This window comes from Amycolatopsis sp. NPDC004079 (genome assembly GCF_040610415.1).
In the GTDB taxonomy this organism is placed as follows: Bacteria; Actinomycetota; Actinomycetes; order Mycobacteriales; family Pseudonocardiaceae; genus Amycolatopsis; species Amycolatopsis halotolerans.
On record NZ_JBEXMH010000073.1, the window covers coordinates 1 to 22,954 of the forward strand.

Genomic DNA, 22,954 nt, shown 5'->3' on the forward strand with positions numbered 1-22,954 from the left:
GGCCAGGTCGAGGAAGACGTCGAAGTGGTTCCTGGCGGGCACGACGGTCCAAGGCGAGGCGACGGGCCAGTGCCCTCAGGGTTCCCCTCACGGACGGCGCGCCCGGGGTCAGGCGACGGTTACGCCGCCTTCGACGGAGTCGGTGGACAGCGTGAGGTCCTGCCAGGCGTCGAAGTCGTCCTGGACGCGTCGGCGTCCGGCGGTGACCAGGCGCAGCGCGTCCGAGCCGAGCAGGAGGTGCACGGGCGGGTTCTCCTCGTCCAGGAGGCTGAGGATGGCGTCGCCCGCACGGTCGGGGTCGCCGATGCCCTGTCCGGCGAGCGCCTGGCGGCGGGTCCGGATCGGGTCGAACAGGGCGTCATAGTCGGCGATGCTGCGCGGGGCGCGGACCAGCGACCGGCCCGCCCAGTCGGTCTTGAACGCGCCGGGCGCCACGGCGGTGACCCGCACGCCGAACTGCGTGACCTCTTGGGCGAGGGTGTCGGTGATGCCTTCCAGGGCGTGCTTGCTGCCCTCGTAGAACGCGAGGCCGGGGAAGGTGGTGTGCCCGCCCATCGAGGTGATGACGAAGATCTGGCCGTCGCGCCGTTCGCGCATGCCGGGCAGGACCGCCTTGATGGTCGCGACCGTACCGAAGACGTTGACCTCGAACTGGCGGCGGAGATCCTCCATCGACGACTCCTCGAAGGTGCCTTCGAGCCCGTATCCGGCGTTGGCCACGAGGACGTCGATCGGGCCCAGCTCCGCTTCGACCTCCCGCACGGTCGGCTCGATCCGGTCCGCGTCGGTGAGGTCGAGGACGAAAGCCCGGGCGCGTTCCGGTTCCAGCGCCCGGAAATCGGCCGCGTGCTGTTCGGTGCGCACGGTGCCCGCGACGCGGTGCCCGGCCGCGAGGGCTCGCTGGGCGACGGCGCGTCCGAGGCCGGTGCTGACGCCGGTGATCAGGATTGTCTTGCTCACTGCGAAGTGTCCTTTCGTGGGGCATGACTGCATAGACCCCGCAAGTGCGGCGGGGCCTGGTGATAGGGGCGAAGGTCAGGACTCGGCGATGTCTCGGGCAGGCGCGGGTTCGCGGCCCCAGCTGGCCAGCAGCCGCAAGCGTTCCTGGGACGGCGAACCGGCAGGCGCGCTGTAGACGACCATCGACTGGCCTGGATCCGCGACCGCGGTGAAGATCTCGTACTGCAGTTCCAGATCGCCGGCGACCGGGTGGCGCAGGCGTTTGAGGCCGGTGCTGCGTTCCTGGACGCGGTGTTCCGACCACCACGCCGGGAACTCCGGCGACCGCATCATGAGCTCGCCGATGAGGTTGGCGATGTGCTGATTCCGCGGCTGAGCCGCGGCGGCCAGCCGCAACCCGTGCACGTAGTCGCGGGCGACGCGTTCCCAGTCCCGCCAGACCAGCCGGGCCCGCGGATCCAGCAGCGTCCAGCGCGCCATGCTGCGTTCCCGGCGCGGCAGCTCGGCCACGTCGGGAAACAGCAAGGCCCACAACGCGTTCCCGCCGACGACCGTGAGGTTCCGGTCGCTGACGAACGCCGAAGCGAGCTCCATCGAGTCCAGCACCTGCCTCAGCGCCGGACGCAACCGGGACGAATGCTCGGCCCGGTCCGTACGCTCGGCCGTGGCGCCCGCGAGTGCGAACAGATGCCGCCGCTCGATGTCGTCGAACCGCAGCGCGTCGCAGAGGGCGTGCAGCACCTGCTCGGACGGCTGCCGGGCACGGCCTTGTTCCAGCCGGGTGTAGTACTCGGTGCTCACCCCGGCCAGCTGCGCGACCTCGCCGCGCCGCAGCCCGGCGACCCGCCGCCCGGCCCCGAACCCGGCCGGAAGCCCGATCTCGTCCGGCGTCAGCCCGGCGCGGCGGGCCCGGAGGAAATCGCCCAAGTCGTTCTTGCCCATGCTTCGAGTCTGCCTTCCGGGCGGTTGATCACCAAGGGCGTAGCTGGTCCTGCCAGTACTACTCAGCGGGCCTCGCGAGGATCACCGCGCGGGCGGCCAGGTGCAGGGCCAGCCGCTCGTCCGGACGCGACAGGTCGACGTGCAGCAACTGCTCGATCCGGCCGATCCGCGCGGAGACCGTATTCCGGTGGATCCCCAGCACCGTCGCGGTTTCCGCCAGCGAAGACTCGGCATCGAGGTAAGCCGCGAGGGTACGGATCAAATCCCCAGGCGCCGAGACCAGCGGAGCGAGCAACGCGCGCGCGGCAGGCTCGAAGGTGTCCGTCCGCGTCCACTCCAGCAGCAGCTGAGCCATCCCGAGCTGATCGACGTGCAGGAAGTGCCCGGTCTCCGGACGCGCGGCGGCGAGGCGGGCGGCGTCGGTGGCTTCGGCGACTGTCGCGGTGAGACCGTCCGCGTGCGGGCGGCCGACGCCCAGGTGCGCGTCGAGCGTGCGGCGCAGGCTACGGTGCACGGCGCGCAGCCGCGCGGACAACGCACGCACGCGTTCCGCCGTCGGTTCCTGTTCGAAGGTGACCCACCCGGTCCAGCCTTCGCCGTGTTCGACGGTGACCGCGTCGATCGATTCGGCCCGGAGAGCGCGCACGACTTCCTGCGTGCGGGAGACGGTGTCGACGTCCGCGGGCACGCCGATCCGCAGGCCGACGTGCCAGCCGCCGAGTCGCCAACCCGCGTCGGCAGCGCGGCGGCGCAGGTCGGCGCCGGGTTCGGTGTCTTGGCGCAGCACATCGCCCAGCAGGGCGGACCGGGAACGGGCGTCGCGTTCCAGCTCCAGGCGGTGGGCCAGCAGCCAGCGTTGCACGGCACCGGCCGCGACGGCCAGGGTCGCGGCGACGACGTCCGCGCGCGGAGACTTGGCGCCGGGCAGTTCGGCGGCCAGCCACACCGACGGCTGCGGCAGCACGGCGGGATGTGCGAGCAGGACGCCGTCCGGGAGAGAAATGCGTTGCGGGACTGGCTCGTGCACTCGGACGCGGGCGGCCTCGGCGAGTTCACCGGCGAGCACCTCGCCGCGGTCGTCCAGGACGGCGACGGGAGCCTCCAGCAGCCGCCGCAGGACCGTCACGATTTCTTCCGGCGGACGCAACCGCTCCCCCAGCGCCCGGTGGGCGGCGAGCACGGCGCCCGCGCGGTCGATGTCGGGGGCGGCCAGCGCGAGGCGGGCGTCCACGAGCAGATCGAGCGGGTCGGCGGACGTGACCAGCAGCGGCACCGACAGCCGTTCGGCCAGAAGCCGTGACGCGGCAAGAGGTTCGGCTCCGGGGAGCAGGACTCCGGCGGCGCGGGCGTCCGCGCAACGGCGCAGGAGAGCGTCGATCTGCCAGTCGGAACCGAGCGGGCGGACTACCACTACCAGTTCGCCGGAAGCAGGGGTGCCGGACGCGTCCAGGGCGGCTTTGACTGTCTGCAATGGACGGTCTAAACCGGACTCGCCGGAGCACACCCGGACTGGACCGGACCACGAGGGCAGAGCGAGCAGCTGGCGGAGGATCACTGTGTTACCACCGGATCGCAGTCGATTCCGTACGCGCGCGGTTCCAGCAACGGGCGGCGGCGCGGGTCGGTCCAGAACGGCGACGCGGCGAGACAGACGACGTCCACTTCCACGCCGGCGCGGATCGTGTCGCATTGCAGCGGGACGCCGGTGCGGCGGTCGAGCACCGAGAGCACGTCCGGAGTGGACGCCACCGGCAGCCCGTCTCGCAGCGCCAGCAGGTATTCGTTCTCCATTTCGAGCCGCAGCAACGCACCGTCGCGGTGGTCGGTCAGCGTCGCCGAGCCCCGGCCGAAACCCGGGTGCCCGTGCTGCCCGGGGCCGATGTGCCGCGACACTTCCAGCACCCGGCCGCGGGCGAGGACCTGGCCGTCGAGGGCGGTTTCCAGCGCGGCGAGGTCCGGGCTTTCCCCGGCGGCGAGCACGCGGGCGCCGAGGGCGAGCGCCTCGCTCGTCGTGTGGAGGACAGCGTGGTCGGCGAGTTCACCGGCCGGGATCGGCGCGAGCGCGATCGCCGCCCAGCCGCCGGAACTGGCCAAGAACGCGCGGATCCCGCTCTCGACCACCGAGGCCGCGGCGGCGGCGAGCACCACCACCCGGCCGCCGGGTTCGGCCATCGCCGCCGGAGCGACGCCGCGGCCGGTCGCGGCGACCGAGAGCTGGTCGAGTCTCGGCAGCCCGCGTCCGGACAGGTCCGCGTCCACATAGGCCAGACCCAGTTCCTGGGCGACCACCAGCGGCAGCAGACCGTTCAGGCCGCCGATCTCGATGGACATCAACGCCTGCGCGCGCTGCCCGGTCCAGCGTTCGATCGCGGCGATCGCCGAGGCGAATTCGTCGCCGCTGGGCAGCTTCTCGGCGAACGCGGCGGTCGCGCCGACGATCCCCGTCGGCACCACCAGGGTGTCCGGCGGCAGATCCGCGGCGGAGTGCACGACGGGTTCGCGGCCGGATTCGGTCAGCCGCCGCAGCAGCACCGCCGCAGTGACGGTGTCCCCGCCCCCGCCGGACCCGAGCAGCGCGACGCCGCGTTCGAGTGCCGGCACGTCCGCGGCGGTGATGCGCATGGCTGGTCAGCGTATCAGCGGAGGCTGTACCCGCCGTCCGGATACAGCGTCGAACCGGTGGTGTAAGTGCTGGTGAACAGGTACAGCACGGCATCGGCCACTTCGGACTCCCGGCCCACGCGGTGCAGCAGGGTGTCCGCGCGGTACTGCGCGAAACTCGATTCCCGCGCGGCGGCCGGACGCCCGGCCCACAGGTTCCCGTCGATCGTGCCCGGCGACACGACATTCACCCGTACCGGTGCCAGCTCCACCGCGAGCCCGCGGCCGAGCCCCTCGATCGCCGCGTTGCACGCCACGTACGCCGGAGCTGCGGCGGGCGGACGCACGCTCGCGACGCCGGACATCAGCACCACCGAAGCGTCCGGCGACAGCTTCGGCGCGGCGTGTTTCACCGCGTGGTACTGGCCCCAGAACTTGGTGACGAACGGGCTTTCCGCCTCCGCGTCGCTGAGGTCGCGCATCGGGCCGACGGTGTAGGACGCGGCGGGCGTGAACAGGTGGTCGACCCGGTCCAGCGCGCCGAAGAACTCGGCCAGCGACGCCTGGTCGGTGGTGTCCACGGCCTGCCAGGTCGCGGTCGGGCCCAGTTCCGCCGCGGCGGCCCGCAGTGTGTCGCCGGTCCGGCCGCCGAGGTGGACGAGCGCGCCGGCCGCCGTCGCGCGCCGGGCGACCTCCAGCCCGATCCCGGAACCGCCGCCGAGCACTACGACCGCCCGGCCGTCGAGCGAAGTCACGAAGCCACCTCCACGGGTACGAAATCGTGCGGCAGCCCGAACGCCGCCGGGCCGAACGTGGCCAACGCTTCCGGGGTGCGCATGAGCGGCGGTGTCGAGATCCCGACCACGGTGACGCGCTGGCCGTAGCGCAGCGTTTCGGTGGTGATCGGCTCGGCGGATTCCGCCTCCAGCACGCAGATCAGGTCAGGCACGAGGCAGCGGACGTCGCCGTCGACGAGCGCCACCAGGTTTTCGTTCTGGAAAAGGATTTCCAGCTTGCGGTCGCCCTCGAAGGACACGACGGCGGCGCGGCCGCGGGCGAATCCTTCTTCGGTGCGACGTTCCACATCGGACACTTTGCCGCGGAATAGCACGCGCAGATGCGAGTACAACGTGTCACTGAGCGCGGTCGCCAATGCGGCCATCGGATCAGCATTCTCCTCTCGCGCAAGGCGAATCGCCCGGCCGACGCTCAGCGCGAGCGACAGCGTCCGCGGCACCGCCGTGCGTTTCACGTCCGCGCCGCTCATCGAGTACTCCGCGATATGCGCGACACCGCCTAGCCGGATGGTGATCCCGCGCGCGAGCCATTCCATCCGGCGGTTGTCGGCACCGGTGTCAATCACCGTCGTTTCGCCGCGTTCTCCGGCGATCCCCATCGGCGAACCGGAGACGCCGTACACGCCGAACGTCTCCATCTGCAGTTCCGGGAACGCCCGGCCCATGCCGTCGGCGTCGACCACCGGCAGCCCGAGCCGCGCGCCGACGACCAGCGGGATCATCGAGTTGATCCCGCCGCATTCGATCGGCATCGTCGCGTCGGCCTTCGCACCGAGGCGGTTTTCCAGCGCCCGCAAGGCAAGTTCGGGCTCGGCGCCGTTCGGGAGTTTCTCGTGCACGACGGTCGGCGCGCCCATCTGCGCGGTCGGGATGACGAGCGCGTCGTCGTCCAGGTCCTCCGGGTCGAGCACGGTGACGGGCCCGTGCTCGCGGATCGCCTCACGCACCAGCAGCCGTCCGACGTACGGGTCGCCGCCGCCACCGGTGCCGAGGACGGCCGCACCGCGGGCGAGGTCTTCGAGGTGGTCTTCGGTCAACGTCCAACTCATCCCGCGACCCCGATCGGGTCCAGGTCATAGCCGAAGTACCGCGGACCGGCCAGTGCGATGCCTTCCGGAGTGTGCCAGCGCGGGTCCGCCGGAGCCGCGATCACCGTGACCCGCTGGCCGTAGCGCAGGCCTTCGGTGGTGACGGCCTCGCCGGACTCGCGGTCGAGCGTGCAGATGAGGTCCGGCACCGAAGCGCGCACCTCGCCGTCGACCTCGGCCACCAGGTGCTCGTTCTGGAAACGCAGCAGCATTTCCGTCCCGGTGTCACCGTCCATTCCGGACAACCGGGCCTCGCCGCGAGCGAACCCGGTGACAGTCCGGCGGGCGACGTCGACGACCTTGCCGCTGAACAGTGTCCGCCCGCGCAGCCGCGCCGCGACGCGATCCACCGGGTTCTCGTGCGCCTCGCGCGCCTGCCGCACGAGCGCGCCGAGTTCCGCGCACAGGGTCAGCGTGCCGGGCACCATCGACTCCCGGGCCTGCGCGCCGGACATCGCGTAGTTGCTGATCATCGCCGAGCAGCCCATGTCGATGGTCGCCGACCGGGCCAGCCGCTCCGCCCAGTGATTGTCCACAGTGTCCAGTACGCCGCGGTTGCCCTTCTCGTCCGCGATGGACATCGGGGTCGCGCGGATTCCGTACAGGGTCGGCAAAACCATCTGCAGTTCCGGGAACGCCCGGCCCATGCCGTCCGCGTCCACCAGCGGCAGGCCCAGCTGCGCCGCCGCGACGACGGGGATCAGCGAGTTCACGCCGCCAGCTTCGGCGCAGGCGATGTGCGTGAGTTCCTTGCCCAGGTAGGTGGCCAGCGTCCGGGCAGCGAGCCCGACCTGTTCGGCGGACGGCAGTTTCTCCACCATCACGGTCGGCGCGCCCATCATCGCGACCGGCAGCACCACCGCGTCGTCGGCCAATTCGGACAGTGCCGCCAGCGGCACCGAACCGTGCTCCCGGACCGCGGAACGCGCCAGCAGCCGGCCGATGTACGGGTCTCCCCCGCCGCCGGTGCCGAGGATCGCCGCGCCGCGCGCGATGTCGTCCAAGTCCTTCTCGGTGATCTCAGCCATCGTTCACTCCCCCAGCTGCAAGTCGCCGACCGCCTTGACCCGGATCCGGGTGGCGTTGCCGGGCAGGTACGGGATCGGCACCTCGTCGAAGTCGACGATGCCGACGGACGCCGGGCTCGCCCCGGCCGCCACCGCGCGGTCGACCGCTTCCTGCTTCGCCTCGTCCACCACAGCCTCGCGACGGCCGGGTTCGATCACGTACACCCGGTCGACCTCGCCGCCGATCTGCGCGATCGCCGCGCCGATCGCGTTGGCCACCGCGTAGTGGTCCGGCCGGCGCACCTCGCCGGAACCGGCCAGCTCGTCCGGCAGCAGCACCGAACCGCCGCCGACGGCGACCACCGGGAGCGGCTCGGACGACGTGCGCATCCGGTCCACGACGTCGGAAACGTCCGCCGCGATCCGGTCCAGCGCCGCCTGCACGAAGTCCCGGTCGAGGTGCGCGACCAGCGACGGGTCGCCGATCTCGGCGCGCCCGGCGGCGACCGCGATGTCCGTGGCGGTCAAGGTGTCTCCGCCGAATACGAGCGCTTTGGAGGTCAGCTCGTAGCCGACGGAATCCGGTCCGACGGTCACGCCGGACGCGTCGCCGCGCACCCGGCTGCCGCCGCCGATGCCGATCGAAAGGACGTCCGGCATCCGGAAGTTCGTGCGGATCCCGGCCACGCTCACGTCCGTGGTCGCCTCGCGCGGGAATCCCTGGCGCAGCACGCCGACATCGCTCGTGGTGCCGCCGACGTCGACCACCGCGCACGTGTCCAAACCGGACAGCACCGCCGCGCCGCGCATCGAGTTCGTCGGGCCGGACGCGAAGGTCGCCACCGGGTAGCGGCGGGCGAAATCGACGTCCATCAGCGTGCCGTCGTTCTGGCTCAGGTACAGCGGCGCGGTGATGCCCGCGCCGGTGACCGACGCGGCCAGACCGTCCACGATGTGCGCCGCCAGCTCGCGCAGCGCGGCGTTGATGACGGTCGCGTTTTCCCGCTCCAGCAAGCCGATCCGGCCGATTTCGTGGGACAGCGAGATCGCGACGTCCGGCAGCTGCGAAGCGATGATCTCCGCCGCCCGCGCCTCGAACTCCGCGTTCACCGGCGAGAACACCGACGTGATCGCGACGCTGCGAACCCCGGCCGAGCCCATGTCGTCGGCGGCCTTGCGCAGTTCGCTCTCGTCCAGTTCGGCGATGTGGCGCCCGTCGAACTCGTGGCCGCCGTGCACCAGGTAGCTGCGCCCGGACACCGCGTCGACCAGCCGCTGGGGCCAGTCCACCATCGGCGGCAGCGACGCGCCGGCGGGCAGGCTGAGCCGCACCGCCGCGGTCGGGGCCAGCCGGTGCGCCTCGACGAGCGCGTTGATGAAGTGCGTGGTGCCGATCATGACCGCCCGCACCGCGGCCGGGTCGAACGCGCGCTGCCGCTGCAGCCCGTCGATCGCGGCGACGATGCCCGAGGTGACGTCCTCGGTGGTGCTGGTCTTGATCGAGGCGAGCACCTCGCGGCCGTCCAGGAGGACCGCGTCGGTGTTGGTGCCGCCGACGTCGATGCCGATGCGCACGAAGAAATCTCCTTCCAGGTCGGGGAATCAGGCGGCCGGAGCCGGTTCGGCGTCCGCGGTGCGGGTCTTGCCGACCCCTCGGACCAGGCCGAGCTTCCCGGCGGCCACGTAAAGAACGAAAGCGACGACGAGCGAGTTGATGCTGGGCAGGCCCCAGTCCACGAACTCGCCGAACAACGCGGCGGCGATCCAGACGACGATCGTCGCGGGCACCCACAGCGGGGCGTCGGTGGGCACCGCGCCGCGGGCCCGCGCCTCCTCCAGGACGCCGCGCCACTGCTTCACCACGAAGTACTCCGCGACCATGATCCCGGCGATCGGCGGGAACGCGACCCCGAGCACGGTCAGGAAATCGGTGAACTTCGAGAGGATCCCGGCCGCGGCGAGCACGCTGCCCACCACACCGAGCACGGCGGTGACCAGGCCGCGGTGCGCCCGTTTCCCGGAGACGGTGCCGATGAAGTTCACGACGCCGAGCCCGGACGAGTACAGGTTCCAGTCGTTGATCTTCATCGTGCCCGCGATGACGATCAGCAGCCCGACCCAGCCGACCGACGACGTGACGATCGTGGTGATCTGCGCCGTGCCGACCGCGTGCGCGAGCAGCACGCCGGCCAGGCCGATCACGTACTCGCCGAGCGTGACGCCGACGAGCGTCTGCTTGACGACGTCGCCGGTGGTGCGGTTGAACCGGGTCATGTCCGGCGTGATCACCGCGCCGACGATGAACCCGCCCGCGACCAGCGTCGTGCCCTGCAGCAGGCTCAGGTGCGGGCCGGGCGGAGCGGACGCGACGAGCGCGCCGAGGTCGTGCCGGGTCAGTTCGGAGACCACCGACCAGCCGACCAGGATCAGGAACGCGGGCACCATCAGGTACGCCGTCCACGCCATCGAGTGGAAGCCGCGGACCACGATCGCGGTCACCACCAGGCCGAACACCAGTGCCCAGCCCCATTCCGGCAGGCCGCCGACCAGCGCGGCGAGGCCTTGCGCGGACACCGCGGACTGGATGCCGAACCAGCCGATCAGGCTGATCCCGATGGCCAGCCCGATGAGCGCGGAGCCGCCGCGGCCGAAGCCGGTCCAGCGCGCGATCATCGAGGTGGTCAGGCCCTCGCGGACGCCGATCACGCCGACGAGGATCGTGATCAGTTCGAGGATGACCGAGCCGAGCGTGAACGCCAGCACGGCGTCCCAGAAGCTCATCCCGAAGCCGATCGTGGCGCCGAGCAGGAACTGCGACAGCGCGGAGACCTGGCCGAACCGCTGCACAGCGACCGACCACCACGAATAACGGGCGGAATCGGGCACCCTGGTCAGCGCGTAGTCGTCGACACCGACAGCCGAGGCCATGGCGACCTCCTCATCCTGGAGGGGAACGGTTCCCAGCACCGTAAGCAGCGGCTCCGGCGAGGTCACCGTGCGATCCGCACAGTCTGACTAGCCGACCTGTGCGAATCGCACCCTTACCCGACCAAGGCGTGGACAGCCTCGTACGAGAACGCCGCCGCGCCGACTCCCGCCGCGATGCTGACCACGACATTCGCCGCCGCGGCGAAGTACGACTGGCGCTCGACCAGCCGGACGGTTTCGTAGCTGAAGGTGCTGTACGTCGTCAGCGCGCCGCAGAATCCGGTGCCGAGCAGCGAGTAGACCGCCGCGGGCAGCGCGGTCCCGGCACCGGCGAGGCCGCCAAGCAGGACGCAGCCGACCAGGTTGACGGTGAACGTGCCCCACGGGAACAGGCTCTGGTGCCGGGACTGGACGGCCCGGTCGGTCAGGTACCGCATCGGCGCTCCGACCGCGGCGCCGAGGAAAACGAGGAGGACGGTCATCGGACAGCCACCTCCGCCGGGACGAGCTTGCGGGTGATCGCGTGTCCCAGCATGACGGCGAGCAGCGCGGCGGCGAGTGTCCCGCCGAGGTAGCCGAAGGCGAGCGGCACAGTGTCCGGCTGAAGGAGGTTGCGCGCTTCGACCGCGTACGTGGAGAAGGTGGTGAAGCCGCCGAGGATGCCGACGCCGAGGAACGGCCGCACCAGCCGGTGCGCCGACCACGCCTCGGTGACCAGCACCATCAGCACGCCGATGAGGAAACAGCCGGCGACGTTCGTCCAGAAGGTCGCCCACGGGAAGCCGCCGGTCCCGGCGGGAAGGGCCTGCGCGAGGCCGTAGCGGGCCAGTGCGCCGAGCCCGCCGCCGAGCGCGATCACACCGAGCACCGACGCGTGGTGCCGGACGAGTTCGCGTTCCTGCACTGGATCCCGGAGATCGACGTCAGGGTCGAGAGGTTCTTCAGGCACAGTCTTCTCCTACTCCACGGACACACGGTTCGCCGTTCGAGTAGGGACTGTTGGCGGTCTCGACCGCGGTTGTCCGGGAGATTCCCGGAGCGGCGAGCCCCACCGCCGCGCGTACGCGAGCCTACCTGATCAGTTCCCCGCCTCCCGCAACGCGGTCAGCGCCGGACCGAACATAGTGGACTTGATCGCGGCGAGCGTGCCTCGGTCCTTGCCCGCCAGCGGCGCGACCCGTTCGATCGCCGCCGCCCGCAGGTCCTCCAGCGAGGCGGTCCCGTCGACCAGGCCGAGCGCTTTCGCTCGCGGACCGCCGAAGCGGCTCCCGGTGGTCATCGACGCGATCGCGGCGGCCGGGGTGAGCTTCCCCTGGACGAGCGCGGCCATGCCCGGGGTGAACGGGAGGTTGATGTCGGCTTCGGGGAAGCAGAAGTAGCCGCGGTCCTCGCGCATGAGGCGGAAATCGTGGGCCATCGCGAGCATCGCGCCGCCGCCGAAGGCGTGCCCGTTGACCGCGGCGATCGTCGGGACCGGCAGCGCGAGCACGCGGGCGAGGAGTTCGTGGATGCTCGTGACGTATTTGCCGGCGTCGTCGGGGTGGCTGGTGAGCCAGTCGAGGTCGAGGCCGTTGGAGTAGTGCTTGCCGCTGCCGACGGTGACGAGCGCGGCGGGTTCCTTGCCCGCGGTGACGGTGTCGAGGTGAGTGTGGACTTCTTCCAGCCACGTTGGGGCGAAACGGTTTTCGTCGGCGCCGAAGTCGAGCACGTGGACGGCGCCAGCGGTGGCGAGGGTGGGCATTTCAGTCCTTTCTGGACTTTTCCGGGGGTTCCAGGGCGAGGATGGCGCGGACCGCCGCTGCTAGCCGCGCACGACTTTCCGCACTGGCGGGTCCGGTGGCGAGTTCGCGGCGAAGCAATGCGGTCGGGAGGTCCACGACGCAGGCGGTGATGACCTCCACGGCTGGTCCGTCGCCGCGGTTCCAGAGCTGACGGGCCAGGCGGACCAGGAGGCGGACGAGGCGTTTGTCCAAGGCGTGCAACGCTTCCGCTACGTCGTCGGGAAGCTGCGGACCCAGTACGCGCTTCGACGGGACAGCGATCATCATCCGCGCGGCGTCCGGACGCGCGTCGGCCACTACGGCGGAAGTGCCGGCTGCCGCGACCACCGCTTCAACCGGGTCGGCGGCTTCGTCGACCAGCCGTTCTTGCTCGTCGAGGAAGAAAGTGGCGGCGCGGAGCCAAGTCTGGCCGACGAGGGCGGGGAGGTTGGCGAAGGCGTGGTAGATCGTGCTGTTCGGGACGCCTGCCTCCTGCGCGAGCCGCCGGACGGTGAGCGCCTCGGGGCCGATGTCGGCGATGAGCCGCTCGGCGACGTCGAGGATCAGCTCGGGGTCGTGGATCCGGGGGCGGGGCATGTCGGCGATAGTAATGGAGCAGGTGCTCCAAAACCAGGGTGGGGTGATGCGCGACTCGGGGGTCGTGAGTGTTCACCACCGGAAACCTTGTCCGGTGAAGAGGAAGCAGCCCCGCGCGCGTCCCGAACGACCCTCGGCCGTTCGCCGAGCAGGGCGTGATTTCCCGCCGCGCTCACGGAAGCCGAACCGCCTTTCCGCCGCCCGCGCCTCACCGGGTGCGGGTGCGGGGTTCAGTCCGCGACGTACAGGCAATCCCGCCCGTCGCGGGCGGTGGCGTCCGGGTCGTCCAGCCAGCGGCCGCCGTCGGCCAGGTAGCGGAAGCGCAGCCGGGCGCCCGGCGGGACCTCCACCGCGGCCGAGCGCGTGCCGTTCGAGCGTTTGCGGAGTTCGTGGCGGCCGGGCTGCCAGTCGTTGAAGTCGCCGACCACGCTCACCGGGCCGGGCGGGGTGTCGAGCGGCAGGACGAACGTCACCCGCCGGGCCTCCGAGCCGGCGCTCCGGCTGGTCTTGATCACGGCGTTTCCCTTTCCCGTTCCGGCGAATCGGTCCTTCTGAATCGTTTCACGACCGACGCCGGAAACCCGGACGCGACGGGTGCCGCGTCCGGGTGAAACCGGGGTCAGGTGGTGGAAACGTCGTCCAGCTGCTCGGCCGCCGGGCGAACCGGGAACAGGTCGCCGCCGGGCGGGGCCGGGATGTGGGCGACCGCGGCCCGGGCCTTCCAGTCGCCCGCGTCAGCGGCGGCGTGCACGCTGTCGAGGGCGGCGTACTGGATGAAATGGATGTCCGGCAACGGCCACGGCGCGGCGCCGGTCGCCGCCGGGAGCAGGTGGTCGACGGCGGCGAAAATGCTGCCGCCGTTGGGGTTCCGGTACGACCACAGGTCGACGCCCAGGTGCTTGCCCAGCTGCGCGAGGCGAGTCAGGGCGACCAGGTTGAACGTGTGGTAGTGGTACGTCCGGGTGCGGGTCGACTCCTCGGGCTGGCCGCCGTCCGCGGCGATCTGGTGGTCGATCCGGGCTTTGCCGGAGTCGCGGACGATCCGGCGGGCGAGGTCGCGCTGCCCGACGTAGCTCGCGGTCGCCGCGGTGAGCAGGTCGTAGAACGTGCCGTGGTTATTGGTCGCCTTGGCCTCGTCGGTACCGTTCTTGCTGGTGCGCAACCAGGTCAGGAAGTCCGCCGACCAGCCGCGGAACGCCTTGCCGTCGGCCTTCGTCCAGCCGGGCGCGCCCGCCTCCAGGATCCGGGCGGCGTCGAGGACCTGCGTGAAGGTGTAAGAGAACTCGATGATGCCGATCCCCCGCCCGTCGGTCTTGCACGGGATGCCCTGCGCGAAGTTCAGGTTCGGGTTCATTTTCGTTGCCGCGTCGAGGAACCAGGTGCGCAGGTCGAGCGCGGCGCGCTGGGCGTACTCGGCCTTGCCGGTGTAGTACCAGGCGAGCGAGAGCTGGTAGATCGAGTTGAACGCGACGAGCCGCTCGGCCTTGTCCGGCACGTTCTTCATCTCGGGGTTGACCTGGCCGTCGCGGTCGACGTACGGGCAGCCCTGGGGGTTCTCCGGCGTTTTCGGCTGGCTGGGCCAGTAGTACGGGGCGAGGCTCAGGTAGTCGTGCTTGTCGCCGCTCGGCGGGACGCGCTCTTTGTCGACGACCGTCCACGGACCCTTGGCCAGCGCGTCGTCGGCCTGCTTCAGCAGATTGGACAGCGACGTGCGCAGCGTCGGATTCCCGGCCATCAGGCCGATTTTGTTGCCTGCCAGGTGCAGGCCGTCGAGCACCACCGGGTCCGGCACGCAGACGAACGAACACGACCTCGGCGCGGGCGCGGCGGTCGCCGCCCCGGCGGTGGTCGCGAGCAGCCCCGCGACCGTCGCGAGAACCGCCGCGAGACGACGCGGACGGGAAGACCGGAAAGGAGGCAGCACCGCAACTCCGTTCAAGGATATGAATACTCCACAGATATGTGAACTGAGATTGAATAGCCGAACGCGCGGGGCCGCGTCAAGGGGACGTCAGGCGGAGCGGCCGCGCCGAACCGGGTTCCGGAGCGTGCCGATGCCCTCGATCATGATGGTGACCTCGTCGTCTTCCTCGAGCGTGACGTCCGGGCCGGGGACGGCTGATGTACCGGTGGCCAGGACGGCGCCGCGCGGGAAAACGTCGCCGCGATAGAGCCACGACACCAGATCCGCGAGCCTGCGATGGAGCCGTGCGGTGGACGTCTCCCCTGCCCAGCGCAATTCTCCGGCACGATGGATCGCCACGGTGATGCCGAGCGCGTACGGGTCCGGGATGTCTTTCGCGGGCACGATCCACGGGCCGGCCGCGCAGGAGCCGCGGTACATCTTGGCCTGCGGCAGGTACAGCGGGTTCTCGCCTTCGATGCTGCGCGAACTCACGTCGTTGACGATCGTGTAGCCGACGATCTCCCCGTTCGCGTTGCACACCAACGCCAATTCGGGTTCTGGCACGTCCCAAGCGGAATCTTCCCGGACGCCGATCGGTTCGCCGGGGCCGCGCACACGATGTCCGACGCTCTTGAAGAACAGCTCCGGTCGCTCCGCCTCGTAGACCCGCGCGTAGACGTCGGCGTCGCCGCTCTCCTCCATCCGCGCCTCGCGCGACACCTCGTAGGTGACTCCGGCGGCCCACACCTCGGTGTCGTCGTCGACCGGCGCTCGCTGCTCGCCCGGTTCGCCTGGCGTCAGCCCGATCGCCAGCGCTTCGGCGAAGTCTTCGGCGGACAGGGCGAGCAGGGAGCCGAGTGTGGTGCCGGGCGGGAGCGTGCCGGTGGATTCGCCGTCGGTGACCTGCCAGCCCGCGGCGGTCTTCACGAGGCGGCGCATCAGTGCGAGTCCCTGGGGACGGCGGAACCGCGAGTGCCGTGCAGGAAATCGAAGTCCGCGCCGAGGTGGGCCTGGGTGACGTGCTCGCGGTAGAGCCAGCTGTAGCCGCTGCGGTACGGGCTTTCCGGCGAAGTCCACGCCGCGCGGCGGGCAGCGAGTTCGTCGTCGGGCACGTGCAGGGTCAGCCGGCGCGCCGGGGTGTCGAGCGTGATCCGGTCGCCGGTGCGGACGAGCGCGAGCGGGCCGCCGACCGCCGATTCCGGGCTCACGTGCAGCACGACCGTGCCGTAGCCGGTGCCGGACATCCGGCCGTCGCAGATCCGGACCACGTCGGTGATCCCCTGGTCGAGCAGCTTCTTCGGGACCGGGACGTTCGCCACCTCCGGCATGCCCGGGTAGCCCTTGGGGCCCGCGCCGCGGATCACGAGGATCGTGTCGGAGGTGACTGGCAGTTGCGGATCATCGGCGATCCGGTGGTAGTCCTCCGCGGTGTCGAAGACGAGCGCCGGGCCGGTGTGCGCGAGCAGTTCCGGGGACGCGGCGGATTGCTTGATGACCGCGCCTTCCGGGGCGAGATTTCCGGTGAGCACAGCGGTTCCGGTGCCGGGCGGTTGGAACGGCGCCTCGACTGTGGTGATGACCTCGTCGTTCCAGCACTCCGCGGTTTCCCGGGGTTTGCCGGTGACCATGCGGACGTCGGCGCGGAGGAGCCCGGCTTCGGTGAGCCTGCTGAGCACCACCGGAATTCCTCCCGCGTAACAGAAATCCTCCATGAGGAATCGCCCGGACGGCATCAGGTTCACCAGCGTGGGGACCGCACGGCCCAGTTCGTCGAAGTCGCTCATCTCGAGCGGGACGCCGACGCGCCCGGCCAGCGCGAGAAGGTGCACGATCGCGTTGGTGGACCCGCCGATCGCCACGTTGACGCGGATCGCGTTCTCGAACGCCGCGCGGGTCAGGATTTCCGCCGGCCGCAGATCCTCCTCCACCATCGCGACGATGCGCTGCCCGGCCGCCTGCGCGGTCTCGAAGCGACGTGCGTCGACCGCGGGCCAGGTCGCCGAACCGGGCAACTGCATGCCGAGCGCTTCGGCGAGACAGGCCATCGTCGAGGCGGTGCCCATGGTCATGCAGTGGCCGTTCGAGCGGGCCATGCAGCCTTCGGCGAAGAAGCACTCCTCCTCGGTCATCCGGCCGGCTTTGCGCTCTTCCTCGAACTTCCAGACGTGCGTGCCCGAGCCGACGTCACTGCCGCGGAACTTGCCGTTGAGCATCGGGCCGCCGGTGACCATCACCGCGGGCAGGTCGACGCTCGCCGCGCCCATCAGCATCGCCGGGGTCGTCTTGTCGCAGCCGGAGAGGAGGACGACGCCGTCGAGCGGGTTGGCGCGGATCAGCTCCTCGACCTCCATCGCCATCAGATTGCGGTAGAGCATCGCGGTCGGCCGCATGAGCGTCTCGCCGGTCGCCATCGTGGGGAACGCGAGCGGAAAGCCGCCCGCTTGCCAGACCCCGCGCTTGACCGCCTCGGCCACGCGGTCGAGATGAACGTTGCACGGCGCGAGTTCGGACGCGCTCACCGCGATCCCGATCACCGGCCGGCCGTCGAACACCTCCGGGCCGAAGCCCTGGGACCGCATCCAGGACCGATGGATCATCCCCGCCCGGCCGGACGCCCCGAACCACGCCGCACTGCGCACGCCGGCTCCCTTCGCTGGAGCCCTCCTCGATACCCGATCGGGGGGATTCTGGCAATCGACTGAGAATTCCCGCGAACCGGACACTTCGCGGGGGCGCCGGGCGTTGGAGGGGGTGACAGATGTCGCCGGACAACGCGAGGTGTGCGATGAGCCTGATCGGGACCCTGGTCGGGTACGTCCTGACCGTGTTCATCGTGGTGCTGATAGTGCGGATGGTGCTGGACTGGACCCGAGTGGTCGCTACCGGCCCGGCGTGGCTCGGGCAGGCACGCCGGATCACCCACCGCGCGACCGAACCGGTGATCGCTCCGGTGCGCCGGGTACTGCCGCCGATCCGGGCTGGCGGAGTCGGTATCGACCTGGCGTTCACGGTGGTTTTCGTGGCGGCGTTGGTGGTGCGGTCTGTGGCGTTCGCGTTGTGAGGTTTGGGGTCGGGGTGTCAGCCGTGCGGTCGGTTGTTAGCGGTTTGCTCGGGTTGTGAGCAATGCGGTCGCGTTCTGAGAGCGCGTCCGCGCTGTGTGCCATTCGCTCGTGTCCCAAGGAAGACGCTCGCATTTTGAGCAGGGCGCGTACCGTGAGAACTCCCGGGTCCGTGGGTATGTCCACAGTGGAGCGACAGGGGTACTGCGGACATCAACAGCACCCGCGCCCAGACGTCCGGTCACAGCCAGGCAGGGGAGAACGGCTCTGCGGCGATCCCGGATCTACCTCCAGCAGGTCAGGGGTGGTGGCTACGCACAGTGGCAGGCGTCGAAGAGATCATCAAAGGTGTCAAGGCCGCCGCAGCCATGATCGCGGCAGGCCGATCGCGGCTCACGAGCGCGAGACAATCCACCGAAGACGCCAGCCAAATCCTCGCGCAGGCGACACAGGGCGCGACCGCGCACGAGGTCGCGCGGGCGGCAGGCCCGTTCGCCGAAACCATGAACGGCATCGCCGCGACGGAACAACTGCTCGACCGGGTATCCGCGCACCTGGACAGGTACATCGAGGATATCCGCGGCGGGGGCGAACCGGACGAAGCCAGCGGCAGCCCGCCCAGTGACCAGAAAGCCGAGTCGGAAGACCCGGTAGAGAAGGCGCGGCAAGAGCTTCCGCCGCCGGTCACGCGCGGTCGCGGGGTGAAAACACACGGCCGGTTGCTCACGGACGACGGAGGCTCGCAAGCTGTCACCAGCGGCCGGGACGAATGGACAGACCGGGTGAACCAGGTCGTGAAGGAAGCCGGTTGCCCGTACACGCCGATGACCGCTTCAGCCGACGTTGAGCTCAAGGTCGCGGCCCGGATGCGCGATACCGGGATCCGGCACGCCACCGTGGTCATCAACAACCAGCCGTGCACCGGTCGGGCGAGCTGCGATGATCTGATCGGCGTGGTGCTGTCGGAAGGCAGCTCGCTCACGGTCCACGGAACCGGCGGATTCAAGAAGACGTACAAAGGAGGCAAACGGTGGGAGTGACGTTCGACGCGTACTACGACCCGGAGCACCGGGAACCGGTCGCGCTGAGCACATCGGCTGAGGCGGACGAACTGCTGGACCGGATGGTGGCCGAGGCGGAGTCGCCGGACGTCAACGTCGGCGTGGTCGCCCAACTCGACCGCGAGGACGAGACAGGTTGGGTGTCGACCTTGCAGTTCGGGGTGCGCGCAGCCGCCACGACGTGTGGGTTCGTCATCCATATGACCAAGGGCAAGCCGACCGTCATCAGCGACAACGGCGGAACCTCGCCGGTCATGATCGACTACGACTACCAATCCCACCCACGCGAGATTCCGCAGAACGCAGAGATCACCTGGCCAACCGTGCGCCAAGCGGTCCACGACCACGTGGCTTCCAGCGGCGCACGGCCCAGCATGATCACGTGGCGTGAGCCGTAGGGTCTTTTCGCTCGACAGCGGGCATCTTCTCGGCCACCCACCGGCGTACTTCGTCTGGGTGCTGGCCAGCAGGAACGGAGTGCAGTTCCAGCAGCAACTCCATGCGGACAGGGTTCGGAATGTCCCTGCGCCCGGGAAATAGCTCGATTTTGCCGCCTGGATTTAGGTTGCTGTCACTCCGCGAGAGGAACTGTTGGCGGCGGATCGCCAAAGGTCCGTCCCGCCGTCCACAACGGCTGGCCACTGGCGCCGGATGAATGACTGTCCTTGTCTCATACGCGGCCCGAGATGCGGTAGTACACGTCGATGCGTGGCGCGCCGTCCTGGAGCGGCGCAGTGACTTTGCACCCCGACCCGTGAAACTCTGCGGTGTATTCCCAACGCGGTGCACGACTAGCGTGATCTTGCCGCTCGACCAAGTCACCTGCTCAGGATTCCCGTCGAAGCCGCGACGGATCGTCAGTTAGTCGTCCATGTGGAACGGTTCGCCCAGTGGGAGCCGTGGCCGACGAACACTGGACCAGGCGGATCAACCCAGTCTGCTTCGCGGCCACGGACGACCCTCCGCGGTCGTCTTCGTTTCCCGCTCTCCCCCAGTTGGTTGATCAGCACGTCCACGACCTGGTGAGCGACACCGCGACGCTCCCCGTTCGAAAACCCCGTCATCCCACCAATAAAGGACAAGATTGCGGGCAAAGCTCACCCCGCACGCGAGGTATGCGATCACGCACGCCCACGCGATGTAGACGTTCACGCCGCGTCCGCGACGACGCTGCCGTTCAGGCCCGCAGCGACCGCCTCGGCGAGACTGCCGCACAGGTCTTCCCCGTCCGGGCCGTTCGCCAGCGGTCGCCGCGAACTGGTTCCGGGCTGTGCCGCGGCGTTGATCGTCTGCTTCGCGGTGACCGTCTCGCCCGGTCATCTGGTTGCGAGGTGACCGGATCAGCGGGAGTCGAGCCGGATTTCCCCGGCGCTGGAATTCACCTCGATGCGGTGGGCGCCGGTCGGCCGGTCCGGGAGGGTGCCGCTCCGTTCGCCGACCGAGGTTTTCGCCGATACCGCGTAGTCCCTGCCCGGGACGGTGAGGGAAACGGCGCCCACGTCGGTCCTGATGGTGGCGTCGGCTGCGGCGCTCAGGGTGATGTCTACTTCGCCGACGGAGGTCACGGCCTTGACTGGCCCGGCGGCGTCCTGGACGGCGACCCGGCCCGCGGACATCGTCAGGTCCAGCGAGCTGATCTTGCCCGCTTCGAATTCGCCAGCTCCCATCTTTCCGGTCACTGCCACGCGATCGGGCAAGGTGACGGTGTAGGAGACTACGCACTGGGTTCCGCAGGTTCCGTCGAGTTCGAGCGACGTCCTGGTCAAGCGATGCCACACGCCCTCCGGTTTCGCGCCCTGGTAACGGATCTCGCGCTCGACAGTGATCGAGTCGCGGGCACCGCCGGAACGCAGCCGCACGTAACCGGCGGGGCTGTCGATCTTGATCGCCGCCGCCGAACCGGTGAGCGTCGACGTGTCCTTCACGGTGTTCTGCCAAACCCCGACGGAGACGCCGTCAGCTCCGTCCTGCTGCACGGGGAGCTGGCACGCCGAGACGCTCGCCGCCAGGACACCAGCCGCGACCAACCGACCACTTCGCACGTTTCTCGTCCTCTTCTCGTTCAAGCCGGACTTTCACGTTATGGCCATGATCAGCTTTCGGGCATCAGGGATGACCCGGACATAGACCGGGGATTTCTGCTGGAACGCCGAATTCCCGGAAGGTCGTTGCGGCACTTGCAACGGAACGCGCCCCAGGCTGTTCCATCGTCGAATGCGGGGCGTTCAGGCCGGACGGACGGCGCGGTCGGGTGCTGAGCGTCAGGGCTTTCCGGCGGTGACCGGGGCAGGTTCGTCGTCGGGGCGGCGGCGGGCGGTCCAGGAGTCGTAGCCGCGCAGGAGGAAGCGGTGGGCGGGGCGTTCGACCAGGCGCGTGAGGGCCCAGCCCAGGAGGACGCCGGCGGTGATCATCCCGGCGGTTTGCAGCAGCGGGTCGAGGCCGAGGCCGGACAGCCAGTGCAGCACGAGGTAGCCGATGGCCTGGTGGATCAGGAAGACGCCGTAGGAGACGCCGGCGAACCAGGTGATCGCGCGCTGGGCGAACGGCGGGAGGAAGCGGTTCCAGTCCGGGCCCGCCGCGGCGAGCGAGATGACCGCGATGCCGATCGCGATGCCGATCGTCGAGCCCCATTCGACGTGGATTCCGGTGGGGGTGACGGTCGCGCCGTGCAGGGCGTGCGCGGCGACGCAGAGGACTTCCAGCAGCACGAATTCCGTCGTGGACACGCGTTTCGTCGTCCAGAGCCACACCGCGATGCCCGCGACGAAGAGGTGCCAGCGGTGGAAGCCGAAGCCGTCGACGATGACGCGGTACCACTCGGGCGGGCCCGCGATGCGCAGCGGCCATTGCGCGAGCGGGACGAGCAGGGCGGCCCACATGACGACGCGGAACTTGCGGCCGTGGCCCCAACTGCTCCGGAAGAGCAGCGCGGCGACGGTGAACGCCATGAGCTGGAGGGGAATCGTCCAGTGGGAGCCGTCGAGGAAGGGGAACTCGGCGGGTTTCCAGTTCCAGAGCATCAGGAGGTTGCCGGCGAGGTCGCCGAACCGCGGACTGAACCAGCCGGGCGGCGAGAGGTACCGCAGCGCGAAGTAGATCACCACGACGGCCGCGAGGAACGGCGGCAGCAACCGCGCGATCCGGCCCCACCAGTACCGGCCGAGCGACCCGCGCCCGATCGTGACGGCGGCAAAGTACGCGGAAATCACGAGCAGCAGGCTCGCCCCGATCTGATGCGGGAACACGAACCGCCGCGGCCCGAGCTCGGGATGGACGACGACGCTCATGAACGTCGCGTGGTACAGCAGCACCAGCACGACGCACCCACCGCGCACGAGGTCCCAGCTGATCCGCCGGTTCCCCGAAGACACGCTCACCGGACGGAACGAGGACACGCGCGCCACCGTAACTGGTGGGGTTCGCGGGACGGGGAGGGACCCTGGGGCGTGTTGGCCGGGGTATTTCCGGTACAGGGGCCCGGGTTCGTGGTCCGCGGGCGAGTGTGTTTCGGAGGAATCCGTGGTGGCAGAGGGGTTTTTACCGCGGGGTGGCTCGTGGTTCGCGGGGCGGCGGGGCTGTCGCTGCGCGGTGCGAGGTTCCGGTGAGTGAGAGGTTTTGGGTTGGGGGCAAGCAGGATTCACCCGTTGGATGTGACGGACAAATGCTTGCTTGGTGGCGGTGGGCGGTGTTGATCGGGAGGCGGCGGAAAGTGAGGCGGGTCGCGGCTGAATCGGTCTTGTGAGTGGTCGCGTTGCGCGGGCTGACGGGAGAAGGTATTGGGCGAGTTGCCGGGCTTGGGTGCTTTGGGACCTCTGCCGCGAGTTGCGGGTGCCGTGGGCCGGACGCCGCCGTGGACGGGGCGTGATTCGGCGAGCGAGTTTGCGGACGTTGCCAGCCAGGTCGCCTTACCGCCGGTCCCGGAGGGCCAGGCTCGGGCGACGTGCGCCCGGTCGATCGCCGACGCTCAGAGCGGTGCCTCGGCAGGCCCGGACAGCCGAACCCGGATCCCGGCGAGCACGGCCTGAACGGCTCGACCGCGGCAATCCGGCTTTCGGCTGCCGGTCGAGCCGCACTGACGGATTGCCCGGCCCGCTCGCCCAAGTTCCCGGCAGGTCGGAGTCGACCTCCCCGACCTTTCAGACCTGCCCGGCTCCCGGCTCCCGGCTCCCGGCTCCCGGCTCCCGGCTCCCGGCTCCCGGCTCCCGGCTCCCGGCTCCCGGCTCCCGGCTCCCGGCTCCCGGCTCCCGG

Annotated in this window: 22 protein-coding genes; 3 read left to right on the plus strand and 19 right to left on the minus strand. The window is 70.1% G+C overall.

Features of this window, described 5'->3' with window-relative positions; genetic code table 11:
* Positions 1 to 108 precede the first annotated feature (108 nt).
* The 17 genes from ABZX37_RS42035 to ABZX37_RS42115 all read right to left on the minus strand — a co-directional run bounded on the left by ABZX37_RS42035 (position 109) and on the right by ABZX37_RS42115 (position 17,225).
* On the minus strand, positions 109 to 960 hold the full coding sequence (locus ABZX37_RS42035; RefSeq protein ID WP_354749417.1) for an oxidoreductase: 852 nt from the start codon (positions 958 to 960) through the stop codon (positions 109 to 111).
* A gap of 75 nt (positions 961 to 1,035) precedes the next feature.
* Positions 1,036 to 1,902, minus strand: a complete 867-nt coding sequence (locus tag ABZX37_RS42040) for a helix-turn-helix transcriptional regulator (RefSeq protein ID WP_354749418.1) — start codon at positions 1,900 to 1,902, stop codon at positions 1,036 to 1,038.
* Between the two features lie 58 nt (positions 1,903 to 1,960).
* On the minus strand, positions 1,961 to 3,457 hold the full coding sequence (locus ABZX37_RS42045) for a helix-turn-helix domain-containing protein (RefSeq protein WP_354749420.1): 1,497 nt from the start codon (positions 3,455 to 3,457) through the stop codon (positions 1,961 to 1,963).
* The gene (locus ABZX37_RS42050; protein ID WP_354749422.1) at positions 3,454 to 4,524 is read right to left on the minus strand and encodes a DUF917 domain-containing protein; all 1,071 of its coding nucleotides are present in this window, start codon (positions 4,522 to 4,524) and stop codon (positions 3,454 to 3,456) included. Before ABZX37_RS42050 ends, ABZX37_RS42045 begins: the two co-directional genes overlap by 4 nt.
* Before the next feature lie 14 nt (positions 4,525 to 4,538).
* A complete protein-coding gene (locus ABZX37_RS42055; protein ID WP_354749424.1) occupies positions 4,539 to 5,258 on the minus strand; it encodes an SDR family oxidoreductase in 720 nt (239 codons plus the stop codon).
* Positions 5,255 to 6,349 (minus strand): DUF917 domain-containing protein, encoded by a 1,095-nt coding sequence (locus tag ABZX37_RS42060; RefSeq protein WP_354749426.1) that lies wholly within the window; start codon positions 6,347 to 6,349, stop codon positions 5,255 to 5,257. Before ABZX37_RS42060 ends, ABZX37_RS42055 begins: the two co-directional genes overlap by 4 nt.
* Entirely contained in the window at positions 6,346 to 7,416 is a 1,071-nt protein-coding gene (locus ABZX37_RS42065) for a DUF917 domain-containing protein (RefSeq protein WP_354749428.1), read from the minus strand. Before ABZX37_RS42065 ends, ABZX37_RS42060 begins: the two co-directional genes overlap by 4 nt.
* Positions 7,417 to 7,419: 3 nt before the next feature.
* Positions 7,420 to 8,970: a hydantoinase/oxoprolinase family protein gene (locus tag ABZX37_RS42070; protein WP_354749430.1), complete on the minus strand. Its 1,551-nt coding sequence runs from the start codon at positions 8,968 to 8,970 to the stop codon at positions 7,420 to 7,422.
* Positions 8,971 to 8,997: 27 nt separating this feature from the next.
* Entirely contained in the window at positions 8,998 to 10,323 is a 1,326-nt protein-coding gene (locus tag ABZX37_RS42075) for a cytosine permease (protein ID WP_354749432.1), read from the minus strand.
* A gap of 113 nt (positions 10,324 to 10,436) precedes the next feature.
* Positions 10,437 to 10,805 (minus strand): fluoride efflux transporter CrcB, encoded by a 369-nt coding sequence (crcB, locus tag ABZX37_RS42080; RefSeq protein ID WP_344277316.1) that lies wholly within the window; start codon positions 10,803 to 10,805, stop codon positions 10,437 to 10,439.
* Complete coding sequence (locus ABZX37_RS42085) at positions 10,802 to 11,272, minus strand: CrcB family protein (protein WP_354749435.1); 471 nt, start codon at positions 11,270 to 11,272, stop codon at positions 10,802 to 10,804. The genes crcB and ABZX37_RS42085 overlap by 4 nt, the downstream gene beginning before the upstream one ends.
* 129 nt (positions 11,273 to 11,401) lie before the next feature.
* Positions 11,402 to 12,064: an enoyl-CoA hydratase/isomerase family protein gene (locus ABZX37_RS42090; RefSeq protein ID WP_354749437.1), complete on the minus strand. Its 663-nt coding sequence runs from the start codon at positions 12,062 to 12,064 to the stop codon at positions 11,402 to 11,404.
* Position 12,065: 1 nt separating this feature from the next.
* Complete coding sequence (locus ABZX37_RS42095) at positions 12,066 to 12,680, minus strand: helix-turn-helix domain-containing protein (protein WP_354749439.1); 615 nt, start codon at positions 12,678 to 12,680, stop codon at positions 12,066 to 12,068.
* A gap of 230 nt (positions 12,681 to 12,910) precedes the next feature.
* The gene (locus ABZX37_RS42100; protein ID WP_354749441.1) at positions 12,911 to 13,195 is read right to left on the minus strand and encodes an isoamylase early set domain-containing protein; all 285 of its coding nucleotides are present in this window, start codon (positions 13,193 to 13,195) and stop codon (positions 12,911 to 12,913) included.
* A 104-nt stretch (positions 13,196 to 13,299) separates the two neighbouring features.
* The gene (locus ABZX37_RS42105) at positions 13,300 to 14,604 is read right to left on the minus strand and encodes an alginate lyase family protein (protein ID WP_354749443.1); all 1,305 of its coding nucleotides are present in this window, start codon (positions 14,602 to 14,604) and stop codon (positions 13,300 to 13,302) included.
* A gap of 87 nt (positions 14,605 to 14,691) precedes the next feature.
* Entirely contained in the window at positions 14,692 to 15,525 is an 834-nt protein-coding gene (locus ABZX37_RS42110; RefSeq protein WP_354749445.1) for a fumarylacetoacetate hydrolase family protein, read from the minus strand.
* A complete protein-coding gene (locus tag ABZX37_RS42115; protein WP_354749447.1) occupies positions 15,525 to 17,225 on the minus strand; it encodes an IlvD/Edd family dehydratase in 1,701 nt (566 codons plus the stop codon). The genes ABZX37_RS42110 and ABZX37_RS42115 overlap by 1 nt, the downstream gene beginning before the upstream one ends.
* A 146-nt stretch (positions 17,226 to 17,371) precedes the next feature.
* Between ABZX37_RS42115 and ABZX37_RS42120 the strand changes: the two genes are divergently transcribed.
* The 3 genes from ABZX37_RS42120 (at position 17,372) to ABZX37_RS42130 (ending at position 19,104) form a co-directional block, all read left to right on the plus strand.
* Positions 17,372 to 17,647 carry a YggT family protein gene (locus ABZX37_RS42120; protein ID WP_354749448.1) on the plus strand — a complete coding sequence of 92 codons (276 nt, stop codon included), beginning with the start codon at positions 17,372 to 17,374 and terminating at the stop codon, positions 17,645 to 17,647.
* Between the two features lie 318 nt (positions 17,648 to 17,965).
* Positions 17,966 to 18,685 (plus strand): DddA-like double-stranded DNA deaminase toxin, encoded by a 720-nt coding sequence (locus ABZX37_RS42125; protein ID WP_354749449.1) that lies wholly within the window; start codon positions 17,966 to 17,968, stop codon positions 18,683 to 18,685.
* A complete protein-coding gene (locus ABZX37_RS42130) occupies positions 18,676 to 19,104 on the plus strand; it encodes an Imm1 family immunity protein (RefSeq protein WP_354749451.1) in 429 nt (142 codons plus the stop codon). The genes ABZX37_RS42125 and ABZX37_RS42130 overlap by 10 nt, the downstream gene beginning before the upstream one ends.
* A 942-nt stretch (positions 19,105 to 20,046) precedes the next feature.
* Here ABZX37_RS42130 and ABZX37_RS42135 read toward each other — a convergent pair.
* Entirely contained in the window at positions 20,047 to 20,748 is a 702-nt protein-coding gene (locus tag ABZX37_RS42135; RefSeq protein ID WP_354749453.1) for a DUF4097 family beta strand repeat-containing protein, read from the minus strand.
* 219 nt (positions 20,749 to 20,967) lie between these two features.
* Positions 20,968 to 22,101 (minus strand): acyltransferase, encoded by a 1,134-nt coding sequence (locus tag ABZX37_RS42140; protein ID WP_354749455.1) that lies wholly within the window; start codon positions 22,099 to 22,101, stop codon positions 20,968 to 20,970.
* Positions 22,102 to 22,954: the final 853 nt, after the last annotated feature.